Origin of the sequence: Staphylococcus sp. HMSC077D08, assembly GCF_001837945.1 — a bacterium.
Classification (GTDB): Bacteria; Bacillota; Bacilli; order Staphylococcales; family Staphylococcaceae; genus Staphylococcus; species Staphylococcus epidermidis.
On sequence record NZ_KV834737.1, the window covers coordinates 64,895 to 82,421 of the forward strand.

Consider the following 17,527-nt stretch of genomic DNA (forward strand, 5'->3'; position numbering starts at 1 on the left):
GATAAACAAATGTTATCTTAAAATGGTAATATAACGGTTATAATGATATTGTGAACTGACTATTAAGGAGAAGATATATTATGACAGAAAGTACACCTCACATTAACCCAAATGGAGTTAAAATAGCTAAAACTGTATTAATGCCAGGCGATCCATTACGTGCTCAATATATTGCTGAAAATTTTTTAGAAAATGTTGAACAATTCAATACAGTACGTAATATGCTTGGTTACACTGGAACTTATAAAGGCAAAGAAGTTTCTGTAATGGGGTCTGGGATGGGGATTCCAAGTATTGGCATTTATTCTTATGAACTTTACCATTTCTTTGATGTGGATACAATCATTCGCGTAGGTTCGTGTGGCGCTCTTCAAGAAGATGTCAATTTATATGATGTAATTATTGCACAAGCCGCTTCTACAAACTCAAATTATGTTGATCAATTTAATATACCAGGTCACTTTGCACCTATTGCTGATTTTAATCTAGTAGCGAAAGCTAAGAAAGCTGCTGATGAAATTGGTGCCGTATCACACGTAGGTAACGTTTTGTCATCTGATACATTTTATAATGCTGATTCAACTTTTAATGATTCATGGAAAAAAATGGGTATCTTAGGTATCGAAATGGAGTCTGCAGGTTTATATTTAAATGCCATCCATGCAAATAAAAAGGCTTTAGGTATTTTTACAGTGAGTGATCATATTCTAAGAGATGAAGCCACTAGTGCAGAAGAGAGACAAACATCATTTACTCAAATGATGGAAATAGCACTCGAAATAGCTGAATAGAAAATATAAAAATAGAGTGGGATGACAAACATTCAATGCGTTTGTCGTCCCACTCTTTTCTAATAGCTACACTAAAAATATTTGAGATTGTCAATTTAAAATTAAAATGTAAGTTACTAAAAATTAATGACCTAAATAAGATTGTAGCATCCAATTATGCTTATCAACTGAAGTTTGCATGCCGATAAACATATCTTCTGAAACGTCATCACTAGCGCTTCCAGCCACTTCAATTGCTTGTTCTAATTGTTTAGAGATTTTAGAAAAATCTTTAGACAATTCTTCTACCATTTCTTCAGCTGAATAATGTTTTCCTGCTTCATTTACTATTGATTTATCTAAACACTCGGAAAGTGTTCCTATTGGATTACCACCTATTGCCAAAATTCTTTCTGCTAAATCATCAACATATTGACTAGCTTCATTGTATAATTCTTCGAATTTTGTGTGTAAAGAAAAGAAATTAGGGCCTTTAACGTACCAATGGAAATTATGCAACTTTGTATAAGCTACCGTCCAGTTTGCGACTTGTTGATTTAATTCTTTGACTACATCTTGTTGTTGACTCATATCAAACACTCCTTCAAACCTCATTTTTACAATAGTTATTATATTATAATAATTCTAATTTGTAAAGTAAAATAACACTAAGAGACAAAATAAATATTACTTTGATTTCTCAAAATATCTGTCTAAATGATTTTAATTTTGAGCTTGTTCATCTTCTTTTATTATCAATTAAATCATATTTTATCAATTAGGTTAGTTTGATTCTTTCATTATCATCAAGAAAAAATGATTTTTCATAATCAGTTGGCTTGTGCCAATGTGTTTTCCACATTTTATCTCGATTATTTGCAAATAATCGATATCCTAAATCTCTTAATGGTTTAGGAATTAATCTTAATCCTATTCCAAGAAATTTAGAGTGATTAGGTAGTGAAGATATCAATGTTGCAACAGCCTGTGATTCAAATTCTAAATGATTCCCTTTTTGAAGAATAACACTATTCTTATTTTGAGCATCAGGATAATTTTCAAAAAATTGTTTACCTATTTGACCTTTAATTGTTGCAAACTCATATTTATGTGAAAGTCCATTTTGAATTAACCAAATTGCATAGTTATAACAATAAACACAATTTCCATCATAATAAATTATTGGCATGTGTATACACTCCTTTTTCATTGCTTAATTATTTAGATTCCCATTTAGGTATAATAAATAAACCTTATTAAGTTAACATCATTCTAACTTAATAAGGTTTAAATCACTAGGAAATGTATAGTTATAATCTACTTTATAAAATGAATCAGTTATGTGTTCTTCATACGACTGATTACACGATTAGTCATGATTCACTTTGACGATACGCGTATATTTTAAAAACTGTGACGAATATTTTTGCTTAATTTTTTCTATAGAGTCATATGTAATACCAATAATATGCCAATTAGGATTAAAATGATAAAAAGAATCCTTATTTTTTGACCACTTAATCATGCTTCCATCTTTATTATATCTTGGTAATGTCACTTCATAGCCTTCAAGTACATTAATATATGTTTGGAAAATATCCACATCGATGCGATTGAAGTTATCAATGACTAAATAACTTTTATCTTTCTTAGGCATTAGGTGTGTAATGAATCCTTCACGATAATATAGCGCTCCTGACTCATTTGGTAAATATTTACCATAAAGCATATCTTCAGTAAAATCTGGATGTCCACTTGTAATCACAGGGTTTGCATTAGTTTTTTGGAGTAATTCTTCAGCAGCCTTTAAGCCTTCTCCTTTTTGCTCAACAACTAATAATACAAAAGGTTTTAAACTATCATCTTCAGCATTTTGAGTTGATAGTTCTGCTTTTTTTACTGTTTCAAAAGGATGTTTAATACCATTATTCATACTCATGTCCAAAATGGCATCGTATTGAGCTTGTGACATACTTGCTATTGACTGTTTCGCATTTTCTTGTAAGAAATACAAATTCTTCAATTTAGGATGTTTATTCAAATGACCTAATGAAATGGGCTTAATATCTTTCTCATAAAAAATTTCAATAGCTGTACTATTCGTTCGACCTGGTATAGGTGGTTTCTCATGTAAATGCTTTGATACTTCGCCAATACCGATAACCGATTGATTTTGATATTTATTATATATAATAATGTTATCACCTACCTCTAGTTGAGTGTAAAAATGATAACCATTCCTTTTGATTCCATTAAATGTATGAGTAAATATAGTATAGTTTTTACCAGGTTCAAACGCTTCTGTTTCTGCTAATAAAAAATATCGAGGAATTTTTGATTTTCCTTTACCTAAACTAACTATTAACTCAAATTCTGACTCTCTGATTTGGTTGAAAAGTGTTTCTCTCATGTTACTCATACGAAAATCGAGTACTTCACTTCTTTTAAGATAATCAGTTGTAAGTGGTTTTAGCGTTTCTTTAAATTTAAATTCTACTCTTATTTTATTTTGAGCACCGGATTGCACACTTATAATTTCACCTATACCTAAAAGACCAGAATCTGTTTGTACTTGATAAAAAATCACTTGATCTCCAGCTTTAGCTTTTTTAAATGCTCTATATCCTTGTGTAGGATTAAAATGTGCGCCAGATTCAAATAACGCTGTCTGTCCCACTAATGGTTCATTATGATTCCATCTATTGTAACCACAATTAAGCCAAAAATAGTTAATTTCCTCAGTCATTATAATGCTCCTTATCCTAAAATTAATTTATGTTCTATTTTCATATCATTCACTCTAAACAACCATGGGTCTCATCAGTAATCACTTAAATGTGATCATCATTATTATTAAATATTTTTATTTATTTTATCATAATATCATTCACTATTCTAAACAACACTTATCATTAAAAGTTGCTTTTAAAAATTAAAAATGCAAGTATCATCGTTAGACACTTGCATATCGTCATCTTTCATTTAGCAATAACACTCCCAAGTAACGGCATTATATTAATCATTATTCCACCAAGTTTAAGCATACCACTTATTTCCTTATCTCTTATTGTGATTGCAGCGCTAATTATTCCAAGAATCGCCACAAATCTTGGAATCATCATAGATGGATAATGCGGTAATTGTAAAAATATACCTGCTCCTGAAATAATGCCACAAACTAGAGAAATATATAAAAATTGCTTCACAAAGCCTCTCTCCTTATATCACCTATACTTAAATTGGTATATTTTTTAATACTTATTAAATGTAACTAATGATTAGTTTGAAATCTCCTTCGAAAACACTATCTAAATCTTCAGAAGTTAACACAAAGTTTGAACCTGTAGATATTTCATATATATCACCATCTACAATAAGTTTACCTTGTCCATCTAAAACAGAAACAAGGCAAAATTCTCTAGGCTTCATATAATTTAGAGTACCAGAAATATCCCACTTAACCATAGTAAAAAAATCACTCGATACAATATGTGTACAATTGTGATTTTCTATCACTTCATTTTGAGGAGTGATATTAGGTAGTTCATTTGAATAATTAATAACATCTAATGCCTTATCTATATTTAATTCACGTTCCTCACTATTGTCTGTTTTTCTATGATAATCATAAATTCTATATGAAATATCTGATGATTGCATGACTTCATACGCCATAATGCCTGCACCTATGGAATGTATCGTTCCAGCTGGTATAAAGTAAAAATCTCCTGGTTGCACTTGTATTGTTCTCAAATGTTTTTCAAATGTACCTTGCTTCAATTGCTCTTCAAATTCATCACGAGATTTCGCATACGTACCTATAGTAATCTTTGCACCTTCATCAGCTTCAATGATGTACCAACATTCAGATTTTCCATATTGACCTTCTTCGTGTTCATATGCATAAGAATCGTCTGGATGTACATGAATAGACAATGGCGCAGCAGCATCTACAATTTTAGCCATTAACGGAAAATCTTTACTTGGAAAATCTCCAAACATTTCTCTATGATTGTTCCATACTTGATCCAATGTTTGACCAGCAAATATACCATTTTCAATCACACTTTTGCCATGTGGATGTGCTGAAATTCCCCAACATTCACCTATATGATTATTAGGTAGTTGATACCCAAATTGGCGAAGATTATCACTGCCCCATACTTTATCGAGAAAAATGGGTTTTAAAAATAACGGCATGTTCACACCTCCATTATTAAAAGCCTAAACTTTAATCATTATCTATGCTTGAATATCACACAATGTTAAATAATAAAAATACTTTTGATACAACATAGCTCTTCTTTTAAGATATGTATTTGAAGCTAGCTCTCTTTCTCACTCGTTTTGAGTGTAGCATATATGATTATTTCACAAACTACTATATGAATATACTATCATTTTATACACTTTGTATCCTGTGTCCATTTGACGTAGGATTCTTACATATTATATCAACTGCATAATAAATTGAATAGCATCATTTTTACTATTCTAATAAAGCGCTTTATTCATTACTATACCATTATTTTCTGTAAATGACGCCTTAAAATAACAAAGCGTTAAATTGGCTTCAATAGAATCCAGCATTTCTCTTTTTTCAAGTTCATTTAAAAGCAGAACAATGAGTGTAATTATACTCATTGAAATATTTAACGTTTAATATAAAAAGGGAACAAGATAAGACTTTTTGATTTTCTTATCTTGCCCCCCTCAAATACTGATTAGAAATTGAAGTATTTAAAAGCAAACTACAACAATTCTATCGATAATAGAGAATGAATTTTGCATCAAATTGTTTTAAAAATGACAAATAATTTTTAATACGTACTTAATTTTAAATGTTAAGATTCATAGTTTTTCAATGCATCTTTAACATCATGATTGCCACTTAAAATTTGGAATTCTTGATTATTAAAACCATCAGAAGTTACTACTTCTTTTAAAACTGTAGCAACATCTTCACGTGGAATTGATCCTGGTTTGTCGAAATATAAATCAGCTTCTATTTTTCCAGTTCCAGCATCATCTGTAAGTGAACCTGGATGTACAATTGTATAATTAAGATTTGATGTTCTTAAGTAATCATCAGCATAATGCTTTGCAATTGTATACGGTTTTAAATCTCCACTCGCATCAAATGCTTCACGTCTAGAATCGTACGTTGATACCATAACGTAATGTTTGATACCCGCTTCTTTACTAGCTTTAATTGTTTTTACAGCACCATCTAAATCAACAATGATTGTTTTATCCGCTCCAGTGCTTCCTCCAGATCCAACCGAAAAAATGACTTTATCATAATCTGTAAAGATATTTTTTAAATCATCAATACTATTTTTTTCTACATCTATTAAAGTAGCTTTAATTCCTTTATTTTCTAATTCTTTAACTTGATCTTCCTTACGCACACCAGCTGTAAAATCAACGTGTTCTTCATTTAATTGACTTACTAGTTTAGAACCTACGCCACCATTTGCTCCAATAACTAAAATACTCATTTCAAACGTCCTCCTTCAAAAAATTGTATTTTGTATTTACCACTTCAAGAGAATACTAAACGTTAGTGTATCATTGACATACTTCAATATTCTCATTATATTAATATATGAACAAATATTCATATGTTGGAGTGTGAATTTACAATGAGTGGATATCATATTAACGATGAAAGCAATCAGGATATATTGATTAAAGTCACTCATATTTTCAAAGCTTTAAGTGATTTTAATCGTGTCAGAATTATGGAGTTTCTTGAAAACGGTGAAGCAAGTGTTGGACATATTTCACATTCTTTAAATATGACTCAGTCAAATGTATCACATCAATTGAAACTACTTAAAAGCACTCATCTTGTTAAATCTAAAAGACAAGGGCAATCAATGATTTATTCTATAGATGATAGACACGTTTCAACTTTACTTAAACAAGCTATTCACCACGCCAAACATCCTAGTGAAGGTGGAATTTCTAATGACAAATCATAATCATCAACATCATCATTCTCATGCACACGGACACGTTCATACAGATAATAAGAAAGTACTCATGTTTTCTTTTATTATTATTAGTCTCTTCATGCTTGTGGAAATTATAGGTGGGTTCTTGGCAAATAGTCTAGCATTATTGTCTGATGGTTTTCACATGCTAAGTGATGCCATATCCTTAGGAGTAGCTCTTATAGCTTTTATATATGCTGAAAAGCATGCTACAAAAAGTAAAACATATGGTTACAAACGTTTTGAGATTCTAGCAGCACTTTTCAACGGAGTTACCCTATTTATCATTAGTATTATTATAATAATCGAAGCGATACGAAGATTTTTAGAACCTCCTGAGGTTCAATCGAAGGAAATGTTCATCATTAGTGTGATTGGTCTTATGGTAAATATCATTGTAGCGATACTCATGTTTAAAGGAGGAGATACCTCTCACAACCTTAATATGCGAGGCGCATTTTTACATGTACTTGGAGACTTGTTCGGCTCTGTTGGTGCAATCGTTGCTTCTCTCTTAATTTTGGGTTTTAATTTTACATTAGCGGATCCTTTAGCCAGTATTTTAGTTTCGTTAATTATTTTAAAAAGTGCTTACGGCATTTCTAAATCATCCCTTAACATATTGATGGAAGGAACGCCTAACAATATAGATTTAAATGCTGTAATTAAAGCAATTAGTAAAGATGAAAGAATTCAAAATGTACATGATTGTCATGTATGGACCATTTCAAATGATATGAATGCATTAAGTTGTCATGCAGTTGTACCAGAATATTTATCAGTTCAAACGTGTGAAACAATGCTAAAGTCAATCGAAAGTGACCTATTGCAATTAAATATTCAGCATATGACAATACAACTTGAAACACCAGAACACAAACACGACGAATCAACATTATGCTCAGGTATACATGAGCACTCTCATTAGAGCGTTTATTTCTAACGATCCTTTTTGATTATAAATAAAGATGTAGATTGAAGGTTCTATTGCATTCAAAGACTCAACCTAAAAATCATATCTTAATTTAAAAGAGAGTTGATGTGAGTAGAACTCCATTTCAATCATCCTATATATATTTAGAGCGTGGGACATCAGTTTATGTTCCCACGCTCTAAAAATTTTCAATAGGTGTTATAAATTTCAGATGAATCTATCTCAATATTTACTTTTTCACATATAAACATCTTACTTTAAATGAAATTCTTAAATATAAATTCTCTAGCTGGTACTTGCTTTTCTTCAAAACCTGCTAAAAATTCTTCATTATTGTACGCTAATTTCACTCTTTCTACTGAAATTCCTTTTTCATTAACGGTAATAATACCATATACGGTGTTAGAACCGTTGTTCAAACCTACTGATCCAGGATTAAAATATACTGTAGATTTATCATCAAACATATGCAATCTATGGTTATGTCCAAATAAAATTAAATCGGCTTCTTTATCTTTAAATAATTTAGAAATAGCTTGTTCGTCATCTTTTGTAATAGGCGCAAAAGGTTGTTCATCAATGGGAGCTGACATTTTATCATTTTCAATTTCATAATGAATAAATAAAATCTTTTTCCCTTTTACGGTCATTTCAATATATCTTGGCAATTGATTAATTTCATCGTAATAGGACTCATCTAAATGTCCTTCAATCCATTGATGATGCTCATAAAACTTCCCTTTTAAATCTTCAGGATAAGGTGTTCCATTGACGAGTGACATAATAGCTTCATCATGATTACCTGCGATCATTTCCATATCATCTCGGTCAAATATAGTATCCAGTACTTTATTTGTCTCATGTCCAATCCCTATGTTATCACCTAGGTTATAAATTTTTTCAATATCATCTCTACTATCAATATCATCTAAAACAGTTTGAAGCGCATCAAAGTTTCCATGAATATCAGTGATAACAGCAAATTTCATGATATTATCTCCCTTCAATGTTATCTTATTAGCATATTCTAACATTTTGTGCTCTATTATGTTAGATATTAATTTAAAATTTATTAGAATTTTGATATTGTATTTATATGAAAAAAAAGGAGTGCTTAAAATTTGTTTAATTATTATAAATCCGGATTTCAAAAAGCAAAACCACATAATTTAAAGTTAATACTAATCTCATTACTAACTTTTGTCATTTGCTATATTACTTCTAATATTGCATTCTCATTAGTTATATTAAGAGCCCAAAGGTTACCCATGTTAGCTCAACTCGGTGAACCTACTACAAAACCTATTATATCTATTATTTTTATATTACTCATTTTAGCTTTATTATTTATTTTTGTAGGTTACCCATTGATAACTGGTACAGTATATGCAATTCAAAAAGCTATTAATAAAGAGAAAGTTCTCTTTAGTGATTTATTTTTTGCTTTTAAAAAAGGCAAATATGCTAAATCAGTAATCTTAGCTTTAATAACTTTAGTTCTGTTTATTATAATCGTACTTATTCTAATGCTATTAAATAAATTATATAATTTAGCTCTTAGCCCATTATTTATTGGCTTACAACAATCAATAAGTGGCTACGAAAATCCAATGGGAATTTTAATCACAATACAAATTGTGTTGTTACTCATAACAGGTTTCATTTCATCAATTTTCTATTGGTTTGTAATTATATTCATTATTAATTATACTACTGCTTATACAGAAGATTCATCTCGTAAAGTAATGAGTAATCTAAAAGAAGGATTTAAAGGTATTAAAAACGGTAAGAAAACTTGGTTTAAATTTTTCATTGGCGTATTACTTATTGGTTTACTTGCAAGTATTATTAACAGACCGCTATTATTCGGTGTACAATACTTAACAAGCAGTATGTCTCAAATGGTGGCTCAAACTATTGTTATAATAGCTAGAATCGTATCTATAGTATTACGTCTATGTCTTTATTACATTTTGATTTTTGGAATTATTAATTATTTCGTTAAACGTGGTGACCAACCAGTCAAAAGCAAAAGACGTCATAAAAATAAAGATGTTAACAAAGATACTGTAAACGACAAAGTAGATACTACATTGAATACTTCCGATTCAAAAGATACAGAAATAGATAAAATGAAAGATCAACAAACACATGTACAACAAGAAAAAACTGATATCCAAAAAAATAACATAGATGATTCCATCAAAGAAAAAGTAAATGAAAATAAAGAAAATAATACAGAACAAGCTAAAAATCTATTTGATAAGAAATAGTTGATTGTCTTTAGATTACCTTATTAATTTAAATATAAAGTATTTTGCCCAACATGAAATTTTAATAATCTTTCATGTTGGGCTTTTTATATTGTAAATATATTTTTGTGAAAATCCTCTTTAATATTTTATTAATGCTTATGCATATTTTAAATAATCATAATGAACCAGTTGATAGACATATAATTTAAATCAAAAATGGCCACTTTCATGATTAAATATGAAAGTGGCCATTTGCCTATTTTATAAATTCAAAATTTTTACTGATATAAACTATCGTAATCGACCGTTTAATAACAAGATACTGACTTGAAGACTAGTTATCTAATAAATGAGTTTTTAAGTAATGTGCTGCACCATCTTCTTCGTTCGTGTATTCGGTAATATCATCTGTAAGATTTTTAATTTCTTGTCTTGCATTTTTCATTGCAACAGTGTGGTGGCCAAAATTAAACATAGCTCTATCATTATCACTATCACCAATAACTAAAGTTTCTTCTTGCTGAATACCATAGTGATCAATCATTTCCTTGATACCTGTACCTTTATCAGTATGATATGGCATCGTTTCAGCATTATAACGCGAAGAATTAGATACGGTAATACCTAAATTTGTTTGATTTTCAACAAGATGATTGCGAAAATCAGTTATTTTATCTAATTTGGGACTGAATAAATATATTTTAGAAAAGTGTGCATCAGGTAAGGTATCTTGCCAATCTATTTTTCCTTTAATTGCTTCTCTTCTCGATGACCACTCACTTTGACTTACAGCGTCAGGTGGCTCTATAGTGGAAATCATTTCTTTCATCCAATCTTCATCTTCTTTAAGAGATATGCGATCACTTTCAAAAGGAAAAACTTCATAATAAATATGTTGTTTTTTAGCCAATTCCACAATTTTCTGTACTTGTTTTAAAGTTAAACTATGTCTAAACAAATTATCTCCATGAATTTCACCTGAAGTTCCATTCGAACTGATAATACCATCTACAGTGAATCCATTTGGAACAAGTTGACTGATTTCTGAATAAGATCTCCCAGTAGCAAGGAAAACTTTATAATTTTGTTCTCTCAATTGATTAATCACTTGTTTAGTATATTCCGAGGCTTTATTATTTTCATGTAATATCGTTCCATCCATATCTAAAAAAATTGCTTTTATATTTTTCATATTATCCTCCATTCAAGACTCTAACTTATACACTTAAATTGTGTCACTTATCATACTAAAGTGCAACGGCTTTGATTACACTTTGAACATACTATATTGTCGTCTTCTTTTATTTACAATGACATCTCTCCCAAAAAATTTGTTATCCGATAAGGGTCTCATAATATCTTTAATATTACCCTTGTTAAATATGTAAATGTCTTTAAGTAAAACTTTTTCACAAATAACGGCATTTCTTCTATTATATGTATATGCGTTACATGTATGACAGAAAGTTGTGAATCATTTAAAATATGCTTACCTAATGTTTTAAATAGTTGCCTCTTTATATAAAATCCAATCCAGTTGTAGGTTCATCCAATATTAATAATTTAGGGTACCTCATTAAAGTCCTTAACCAACGGCATTAAACGCTTAGTTAAAATTAATTGAAGCATAATTCTAAAATTAATTCAAAAAATAAAGAGTAGCCACTTAGGCTACTCTAAATTATAAACATTTTACTCTACTGTAACCGATTTGGCTAGGTTACGAGGTTTATCCACATCCAAATCTCGTTGTAATGCAGCATAATATGAGATTAATTGCATTGTCACTACAGATACTAATGGAGTTAATAATTCATGTACTTGTGGAATCACGTATGTGTCTCCTTCTTTATTCAAACCTTCCATTGAAATCATACAAGGATATGCACCACGTGCTACTACTTCTTTCATATTTCCACGAATTGATAGATTAACGTTTTCTTGGGTAGCTAAACCTATGACAGGTGTGCCATCTTCAATCAAAGCGATTGTTCCGTGCTTTAATTCCCCACCTGCAAATCCTTCAGCTTGAATATAAGAAATTTCTTTTAATTTTAATGCACCTTCTAAACTAACATTATAATCAATTGTTCTTCCAATGAAGAATGCATTACGAGTAGTTTTTAAGAAATCCGTTGCAATTTGCTCCATCTTAGGTGCATCGTCAACAATTGTTTCTATAGCAGTAGTAACCTTAGCAAGTTCTCTTAATAAATCAACATCGGTTTCACGACCATGATATTTAGCAACAATTTGAGATAAGATAGATAAAACAGCAATTTGCGCTGTATATGCTTTTGTAGATGCGACTGCAATCTCAGGTCCAGCATGTAAAAGTAATGTATGATCCGCTTCACGTGATAATGTTGAGCCAGCAACATTAGTAATTGTTAATGATTTGTGACCTAATTTATTTGTTTCAACTAAAACAGCACGACTATCAGCTGTTTCACCAGATTGTGAAATATAAATAAATAGTGGTTTTTCAGAAAGAAGTGGCATATTATATACAAATTCAGAAGCTACATGAACCTCAGTAGGTACACTTGCCCATTTTTCAATAAATTCTTTACCAACCAATCCAGCATGATAACTAGTACCAGCTGCAACGATGTAAATACGATCAGCATCTGCTACATCATTAATAATATCTGCATCGATTTTTAAATTACCTTTTTCATCTTGATATTCTTGAATTATACGACGCATCACTGCAGGCTGTTCATGAATTTCTTTTAACATGTAATGATCATATACGCCTTTTTCTGCATCAGCAGCATCTATTTCTGCCGTATACGTATCACGTTGTTGAATATGCCCCTCAAGATCTTTAATTTCTACTGTGTCTCGCTTAACGATAACTATTTCATGGTCATGTATCTCTTTGTATTGATTTGTAGTTTGTAACATTGCTAGAGCATCAGAAGCAATAACATTGAAACCTTCACCTACACCTACTAAAAGCGGAGACTTGTTTTTAGCCACATAAATAGTATCTTTATCATTATCATCTAATAGTCCTAAAGCATATGACCCATTTAATAATTTAACTACTTTTGTAAATGCATCTTCTGTAGCTAATCCTTGCTTAGAAAAATAATCTACTAATTGTACGATAACTTCCGTATCAGTTTCTGATGAAAAAGTGACATCAGATAAATATTCAGCTTTTAATTCTTCGTAATTTTCAATTACACCATTATGAACTAATGTAAAACGTCCAGATGTTGACTGATGTGGGTGTGAATTTTCATAATTTGGAACACCATGTGTCGCCCAACGTGTATGACCAATTCCTAACGTACCATCCTCATCACTATTATCTGCAACTTTACGTAATTCAGCAATTCTTCCCTTTTCTTTAAAAAGTTTTGTACCATCATCATTAACTACAGCAATACCTGCTGAGTCATAACCACGATATTCTAATTTTTCTAACCCTTTTAATAGTAATTCTTTGGCATTATCGTAGCCAATATAACCTACAATTCCACACATATAATATCCTCCAACAAATGGGATAACACGGCTATTATGATTAATTATCACTGGTTAAATTTGATAATCCCCTATCATAATTATTATTAACGATTACATCATGAAATAAGCGTGCTATTATATGAATTTTATACACGCTATCCGTAGTTTCCCAAAATAATTTATTTAGTTTGGCGATCTTATTAACTTTGTCCACTAAGTCACCTTAATGATTTACTTAATAAGCTAACGAATGTGCCACATCCGGGATAGCATCCGCCGATCTGATTCGATCACTATCCTCCTCGTCTACAAAAGCCAAATAATTATCTATAAAAGCTCTACTATTTTACTTTTAATACTTAACAACTATTTAAGCATTTTGCACAGGCGCTTTAATTATTAATAACCTAGACTTTCCTCCTTTCCATTAATATTTATTGTACACTGATAACGAATTAATTTGCAAACGATTTAACAGTATTTTTTATAAATAGTAATAGTTCTGAATAGATACATCAGCGAATTATTCTCAAAATAAAAAAATATATTTTTCAAATCTTTTTAAAAGATAAAATTCTGTTTTAAAAAAACAGATTTATGATAGTAACATCATAAATCTGTTATATATGAATTTAAACATGAAAATATTATTTATCTAAACCCATTTTTCCTTCAACAACGTCAGCGATACTTTGAGCATATCTTTCAGCATCCGCGTCAGTTGCAGCCTCAACCATTACACGTACTAAAGGTTCAGTTCCAGAAGGTCGAACAAGAATTCTTCCTTCACCGTTCATCTCGGTTTCAACTTTCGTCATTATCTCTTGAACATGAATATTCTCTTCAACACGATATTTGTCAGTCACTCTCACATTAATTAGAGATTGTGGATACTTTTTCATTTGAGAAGCTAACTCGCTTAGAGTTTTACCACTCATTTTAATAACAGAGGCCAATTGAACACCCGTTAATAATCCATCACCAGTAGTATTGTAATCCATTAATACGATATGACCCGATTGTTCACCACCAAGATTATAATTTCCTCTTCTCATTTCCTCGACAACATAGCGATCTCCCACTTTAGTTTTGTTTGACTGAATACCTTCTTTTTCTAGAGCTTTGTAGAAACCAAGGTTACTCATAACTGTCGAAACTATCATATTTTCATTGAGTTCTTGGTTTTTATACATTTCTTGACCAATAATGAACATAATTTGATCTCCATCTACAATTTGCCCATTTTCATCTACCGCAATAATGCGATCTCCATCTCCATCAAAAGCTAAACCAAAGTCACTTCCAGTTTCTAACACCGTTTCAGCTAATTTTTCTGGATGAGTAGAGCCACATTGTTCATTAATATTATAACCATCTGGATTACATCCAATTGTCTCAGTATCCGCTTCTAAATCGCCAAACAAGAATGGGGCTAAAGAAGAAGTTGACCCGTTTGCACCATCTAATACTATTTTAAGACCCTCAAAATTTACATCGACTGTGGATTTAAGATAACTTAGATACTTTTGTGCACCTTCAAAATAATCTGAATAATGTACTATATCCTCTCCTACAGGACGTGGTAAATCAGGATTGGTTTGATCTAATAATTGCTCAATTTCATTTTCTTGATCATCTGACAATTTAAAGCCATCTGAACCAAAAAATTTAATTCCATTATCAGCAACCGGATTATGTGACGCAGAAATCATAACACCTAATGCTGCTTCCATTTCTTTAGTCAAATAAGCCACACCTGGTGTTGAGATAACACCTAAACGCATCACTTCTGCGCCAATTGAAATTAAACCAGCGATTAATGCAGATTCTAGCATTTCTCCTGATACTCTTGTATCTCTTCCTACTAAAACTCGAGGATGCTTTTCACCTTTGTTATGTGCGAGTACATATCCTCCGTATCTACCTAGTTTAAAAGCCAATTCAGGTGTGAGTTCTTGGTTAGCGACACCACGAACACCATCAGTACCAAAATATTTTCCCATTTTTAAACGCTCCTTTTGTATCTATCAATTTTTAACATTTATATACGCTTTTGTTTCCTTTGGATTCACTTTAGTCACATCTTTAGGTAAGTTAAATGATACTGTTTTTTCTGTAGATTCTGAAATGCCATCAATATCTACTTCAGCAGTAATTTCATTAATATTTTGTAATTCATCTCTATTACCAAAGATTTCTACTTCTTTATCTTCTAGTTTAACACTATCTAATTCTTTATTTTCATTAAGCTTACCCGTTGTTTTTGTACGTACCTTAACCATTTTACTGAATGGTTCAACTGTTACTTTTAAATTAACCTCATTTGGATTAATTGATACATTTAATTTATTTAATTGTTTATCAAATGCACTAACATCTGCAACATCATTGGTATCTTTGTTCACTTTACTAGAATTTTTAAAGGTTGCTTTTAAATAAGCTATATTTTTTAACTGTTGCTCTCCACCAGTCACTTTTACAGTTTCTGGTGAAATACTTTGTTTACTTATTTTATATTTTGGGTCTAAACTATTACTACTAATGTCTGGTTGAACATGCATAACTCGTGTTATTTTATTTTCAAGGTTAATGTGTGCTACTTCAGGTTTAATTTGATAGTTGATACCACTATCTATGCCTTTAACTTGATATTTTTTTTGATATTTCCCTGCTTTTTTTCCAGAAAGATCAACGACTACTTTCAAATCTTCAGGGTTTTCAATTTTGATTAATTTTGATTGTGGTCCTGTTAAATTAACATCGACGTTTTCAGGAATTTTAGTTACATGTAGGTCTTTATTATTATAAATAACATCAACGGGTACATCTTGAATGGTTTTGGATGATTTTTGTGATAAATCATCTGTATTAAATATATTTCCGAATACATTATTTACTGATAAAAAGAAAAATACTGCTAATATGAGAGCGACAAATCTTAATCCCCATTTACTTTCAAGCATTTATGAATTCACACCTTTCTTTTGAAAGTGTGCACCAAACCAATGTTCAGCAAGCAATTCTTCAAAAACATCTTTTGAAATATCTCTTCTTAATTTTCCATCAAAAGTCACTGATATATCACCAGTTTCTTCAGATACAACAACAGTAAAAGCATCAGAAACTTCTGAAATTCCAACTGCCGCTCTATGTCTAGTTCCTAAACTTTTTGATATTTTAACACTATCTGATAATGGTAAATAACTTGCAGCAACGGCAATCTTACTTCCTTGAATTATCATTGCACCATCGTGTAATGGTGTATTAGGGATAAATACATTAGTTAGTAACTCTTGAGATATATCAGAATTCATCGGTATTCCAGTTTCTATATAGTCCTGCAAACCTGTCTCTTTTTCAAAAACAATAAGCGCACCAATGCGACGCTTAGCCATATATTGAACAGCTTTAGATACAGATTGAATCAACTTTTCTTCATCGCGACTATAAGTATTCGTATATCGTTTTAAAAAATTTCCTCTACCTAATTGTTCCAAGGCTCTTCTTATTTCAGGTTGAAATATCACAATGAGAGCTAAAACACCCCATTGAATTACAATATCAAACAATTTAGATGTTGCTGTTAAGTTAAGAATTTTACTGATTTGCTGGCCGATAACAATGACAACTATCCCTTTTAATAATTGAATTGCTTTAGTACCTTTAAAAACTGTAATGAGAAGATACAACACATACCAAACAATCAGTAAATCCAGTAGACTAGTAATAATTTTTATAGTACTCAGATTTTGAAAAAAATTGGAAAAATCCATAACATCTCCTCCGGGTAATACTTTTCCATATTGATTATTATACCAATCATTATTAACACTGTCATACGACAAAATAACATTTTATAAAAATTCTTAAATAAGAAATAAAAGTAAAAAATTCTAACAAATAAAAAAAGACACCTTCAATTGAAGATGTCTAGAAAGTGAGCCATAGAGGATTCGAACCTCTGACCCTCTGATTAAAAGTCAGATGCTCTACCAACTGAGCTAATGGCTCTAATGGCTGGGCTAGCTGGATTCGAACCAGCGCGTGACGGAGTCAAAGTCCGTTGCCTTACCGCTTGGCTATAGCCCA

General features: G+C 30.9%; 16 protein-coding genes and 2 tRNA genes. 4 read left to right on the plus strand and 14 right to left on the minus strand.

Features of this window, described 5'->3' with window-relative positions; genetic code table 11:
* Nucleotides 1–80: 80 nt before the first annotated feature.
* Nucleotides 81–791 carry a purine-nucleoside phosphorylase gene (deoD, locus tag HMPREF2663_RS00360; protein ID WP_002490705.1) on the plus strand — a complete coding sequence of 237 codons (711 nt, stop codon included), beginning with the start codon at nt 81–83 and terminating at the stop codon, nt 789–791.
* 123 nt (nt 792–914) lie between these two features.
* Here deoD and HMPREF2663_RS00365 read toward each other — a convergent pair whose 3' ends face one another.
* From HMPREF2663_RS00365 to HMPREF2663_RS00390, 6 genes are all read right to left on the minus strand, one after another.
* A complete protein-coding gene (locus tag HMPREF2663_RS00365; protein ID WP_001829900.1) occupies nt 915–1,361 on the minus strand; it encodes a Dps family protein in 447 nt (148 codons plus the stop codon).
* Between the two features lie 187 nt (nt 1,362–1,548).
* Nucleotides 1,549–1,959 carry a thiol-disulfide oxidoreductase DCC family protein gene (locus HMPREF2663_RS00370; protein ID WP_002487070.1) on the minus strand — a complete coding sequence of 137 codons (411 nt, stop codon included), beginning with the start codon at nt 1,957–1,959 and terminating at the stop codon, nt 1,549–1,551.
* Nucleotides 1,960–2,139: 180 nt separating this feature from the next.
* Nucleotides 2,140–3,516 (minus strand): EVE domain-containing protein, encoded by a 1,377-nt coding sequence (locus tag HMPREF2663_RS00375; RefSeq protein ID WP_002491193.1) that lies wholly within the window; start codon nt 3,514–3,516, stop codon nt 2,140–2,142.
* 232 nt (nt 3,517–3,748) lie between these two features.
* A complete protein-coding gene (locus HMPREF2663_RS00380; protein WP_002458728.1) occupies nt 3,749–3,976 on the minus strand; it encodes a hypothetical protein in 228 nt (75 codons plus the stop codon).
* 55 nt (nt 3,977–4,031) lie between these two features.
* Nucleotides 4,032–4,970, minus strand: a complete 939-nt coding sequence (locus tag HMPREF2663_RS00385; protein ID WP_002447815.1) for a type I phosphomannose isomerase catalytic subunit — start codon at nt 4,968–4,970, stop codon at nt 4,032–4,034.
* A 644-nt stretch (nt 4,971–5,614) separates the two neighbouring features.
* Nucleotides 5,615–6,271: an SDR family oxidoreductase gene (locus HMPREF2663_RS00390; protein ID WP_002447817.1), complete on the minus strand. Its 657-nt coding sequence runs from the start codon at nt 6,269–6,271 to the stop codon at nt 5,615–5,617.
* A gap of 144 nt (nt 6,272–6,415) precedes the next feature.
* Here HMPREF2663_RS00390 and czrA point away from each other — a divergent pair, with 144 nt between their 5' ends.
* Together czrA and czrB are read left to right on the plus strand one after the other, a co-directional pair.
* Nucleotides 6,416–6,757 (plus strand): Zn(II)-responsive metalloregulatory transcriptional repressor CzrA, encoded by a 342-nt coding sequence (gene czrA, locus HMPREF2663_RS00395; RefSeq protein ID WP_002475625.1) that lies wholly within the window; start codon nt 6,416–6,418, stop codon nt 6,755–6,757.
* Nucleotides 6,744–7,697, plus strand: coding sequence for a CDF family zinc efflux transporter CzrB (czrB, locus tag HMPREF2663_RS00400; RefSeq protein WP_002496995.1), 954 nt, complete (start codon nt 6,744–6,746; stop codon nt 7,695–7,697). The genes czrA and czrB overlap by 14 nt, the downstream gene beginning before the upstream one ends.
* Nucleotides 7,698–7,960: 263 nt before the next feature.
* On the opposite strand, the gene HMPREF2663_RS00405 is transcribed toward czrB, so the two are convergent.
* Entirely contained in the window at nt 7,961–8,692 is a 732-nt protein-coding gene (locus HMPREF2663_RS00405; RefSeq protein WP_002490707.1) for a metallophosphoesterase family protein, read from the minus strand.
* Nucleotides 8,693–8,824: 132 nt separating this feature from the next.
* On the opposite strand from HMPREF2663_RS00405, the gene HMPREF2663_RS00410 reads away from it, so the two are divergent.
* Nucleotides 8,825–9,976, plus strand: a complete 1,152-nt coding sequence (locus HMPREF2663_RS00410) for a flagellar type III secretion system protein FlhB (protein ID WP_070845554.1) — start codon at nt 8,825–8,827, stop codon at nt 9,974–9,976.
* A gap of 316 nt (nt 9,977–10,292) precedes the next feature.
* Here the strand turns inward: HMPREF2663_RS00410 and HMPREF2663_RS00415 are convergent, their stop codons facing one another.
* From HMPREF2663_RS00415 to HMPREF2663_RS00445, 7 genes are all read right to left on the minus strand, one after another.
* Entirely contained in the window at nt 10,293–11,150 is an 858-nt protein-coding gene (locus HMPREF2663_RS00415; protein ID WP_002487056.1) for an HAD family hydrolase, read from the minus strand.
* A 500-nt stretch (nt 11,151–11,650) separates the two neighbouring features.
* A complete protein-coding gene (gene glmS / locus HMPREF2663_RS00420) occupies nt 11,651–13,456 on the minus strand; it encodes a glutamine--fructose-6-phosphate transaminase (isomerizing) (protein WP_070845555.1) in 1,806 nt (601 codons plus the stop codon).
* A 629-nt stretch (nt 13,457–14,085) separates the two neighbouring features.
* A complete protein-coding gene (gene glmM, locus HMPREF2663_RS00425; RefSeq protein ID WP_002490694.1) occupies nt 14,086–15,441 on the minus strand; it encodes a phosphoglucosamine mutase in 1,356 nt (451 codons plus the stop codon).
* A gap of 24 nt (nt 15,442–15,465) precedes the next feature.
* Complete coding sequence (locus HMPREF2663_RS00430) at nt 15,466–16,401, minus strand: CdaR family protein (RefSeq protein WP_002447826.1); 936 nt, start codon at nt 16,399–16,401, stop codon at nt 15,466–15,468.
* Complete coding sequence (cdaA, locus tag HMPREF2663_RS00435) at nt 16,402–17,211, minus strand: diadenylate cyclase CdaA (RefSeq protein WP_002475624.1); 810 nt, start codon at nt 17,209–17,211, stop codon at nt 16,402–16,404.
* A 165-nt stretch (nt 17,212–17,376) separates the two neighbouring features.
* Nucleotides 17,377–17,449 (minus strand) — tRNA-Lys (locus HMPREF2663_RS00440).
* 3 nt (nt 17,450–17,452) lie between these two features.
* Nucleotides 17,453–17,527: transfer RNA gene (locus HMPREF2663_RS00445), tRNA-Gln, on the minus strand.

Coding starts and splice junctions, on each gene's coding strand:
- czrA (WP_002475625.1), top strand. CDS start 6,416: ATGAGTGGATATCATATTAACGATGAAAGCAATCAGGATATATTGATT.
- glmS (WP_070845555.1), bottom strand. CDS start 13,456: ATGTGTGGAATTGTAGGTTATATTGGCTACGATAATGCCAAAGAATTA.
- HMPREF2663_RS00390 (WP_002447817.1), bottom strand. CDS start 6,271: ATGAGTATTTTAGTTATTGGAGCAAATGGTGGCGTAGGTTCTAAACTA.
- cdaA (WP_002475624.1), bottom strand. CDS start 17,211: ATGGATTTTTCCAATTTTTTTCAAAATCTGAGTACTATAAAAATTATT.
- czrB (WP_002496995.1), top strand. CDS start 6,744: ATGACAAATCATAATCATCAACATCATCATTCTCATGCACACGGACAC.
- glmM (WP_002490694.1), bottom strand. CDS start 15,441: ATGGGAAAATATTTTGGTACTGATGGTGTTCGTGGTGTCGCTAACCAA.
- HMPREF2663_RS00430 (WP_002447826.1), bottom strand. CDS start 16,401: ATGCTTGAAAGTAAATGGGGATTAAGATTTGTCGCTCTCATATTAGCA.
- HMPREF2663_RS00365 (WP_001829900.1), bottom strand. CDS start 1,361: ATGAGTCAACAACAAGATGTAGTCAAAGAATTAAATCAACAAGTCGCA.
- deoD (WP_002490705.1), top strand. CDS start 81: ATGACAGAAAGTACACCTCACATTAACCCAAATGGAGTTAAAATAGCT.
- HMPREF2663_RS00370 (WP_002487070.1), bottom strand. CDS start 1,959: ATGCCAATAATTTATTATGATGGAAATTGTGTTTATTGTTATAACTAT.
- HMPREF2663_RS00385 (WP_002447815.1), bottom strand. CDS start 4,970: ATGCCGTTATTTTTAAAACCCATTTTTCTCGATAAAGTATGGGGCAGT.
- HMPREF2663_RS00405 (WP_002490707.1), bottom strand. CDS start 8,692: ATGAAATTTGCTGTTATCACTGATATTCATGGAAACTTTGATGCGCTT.
- HMPREF2663_RS00415 (WP_002487056.1), bottom strand. CDS start 11,150: ATGAAAAATATAAAAGCAATTTTTTTAGATATGGATGGAACGATATTA.
- HMPREF2663_RS00375 (WP_002491193.1), bottom strand. CDS start 3,516: ATGACTGAGGAAATTAACTATTTTTGGCTTAATTGTGGTTACAATAGA.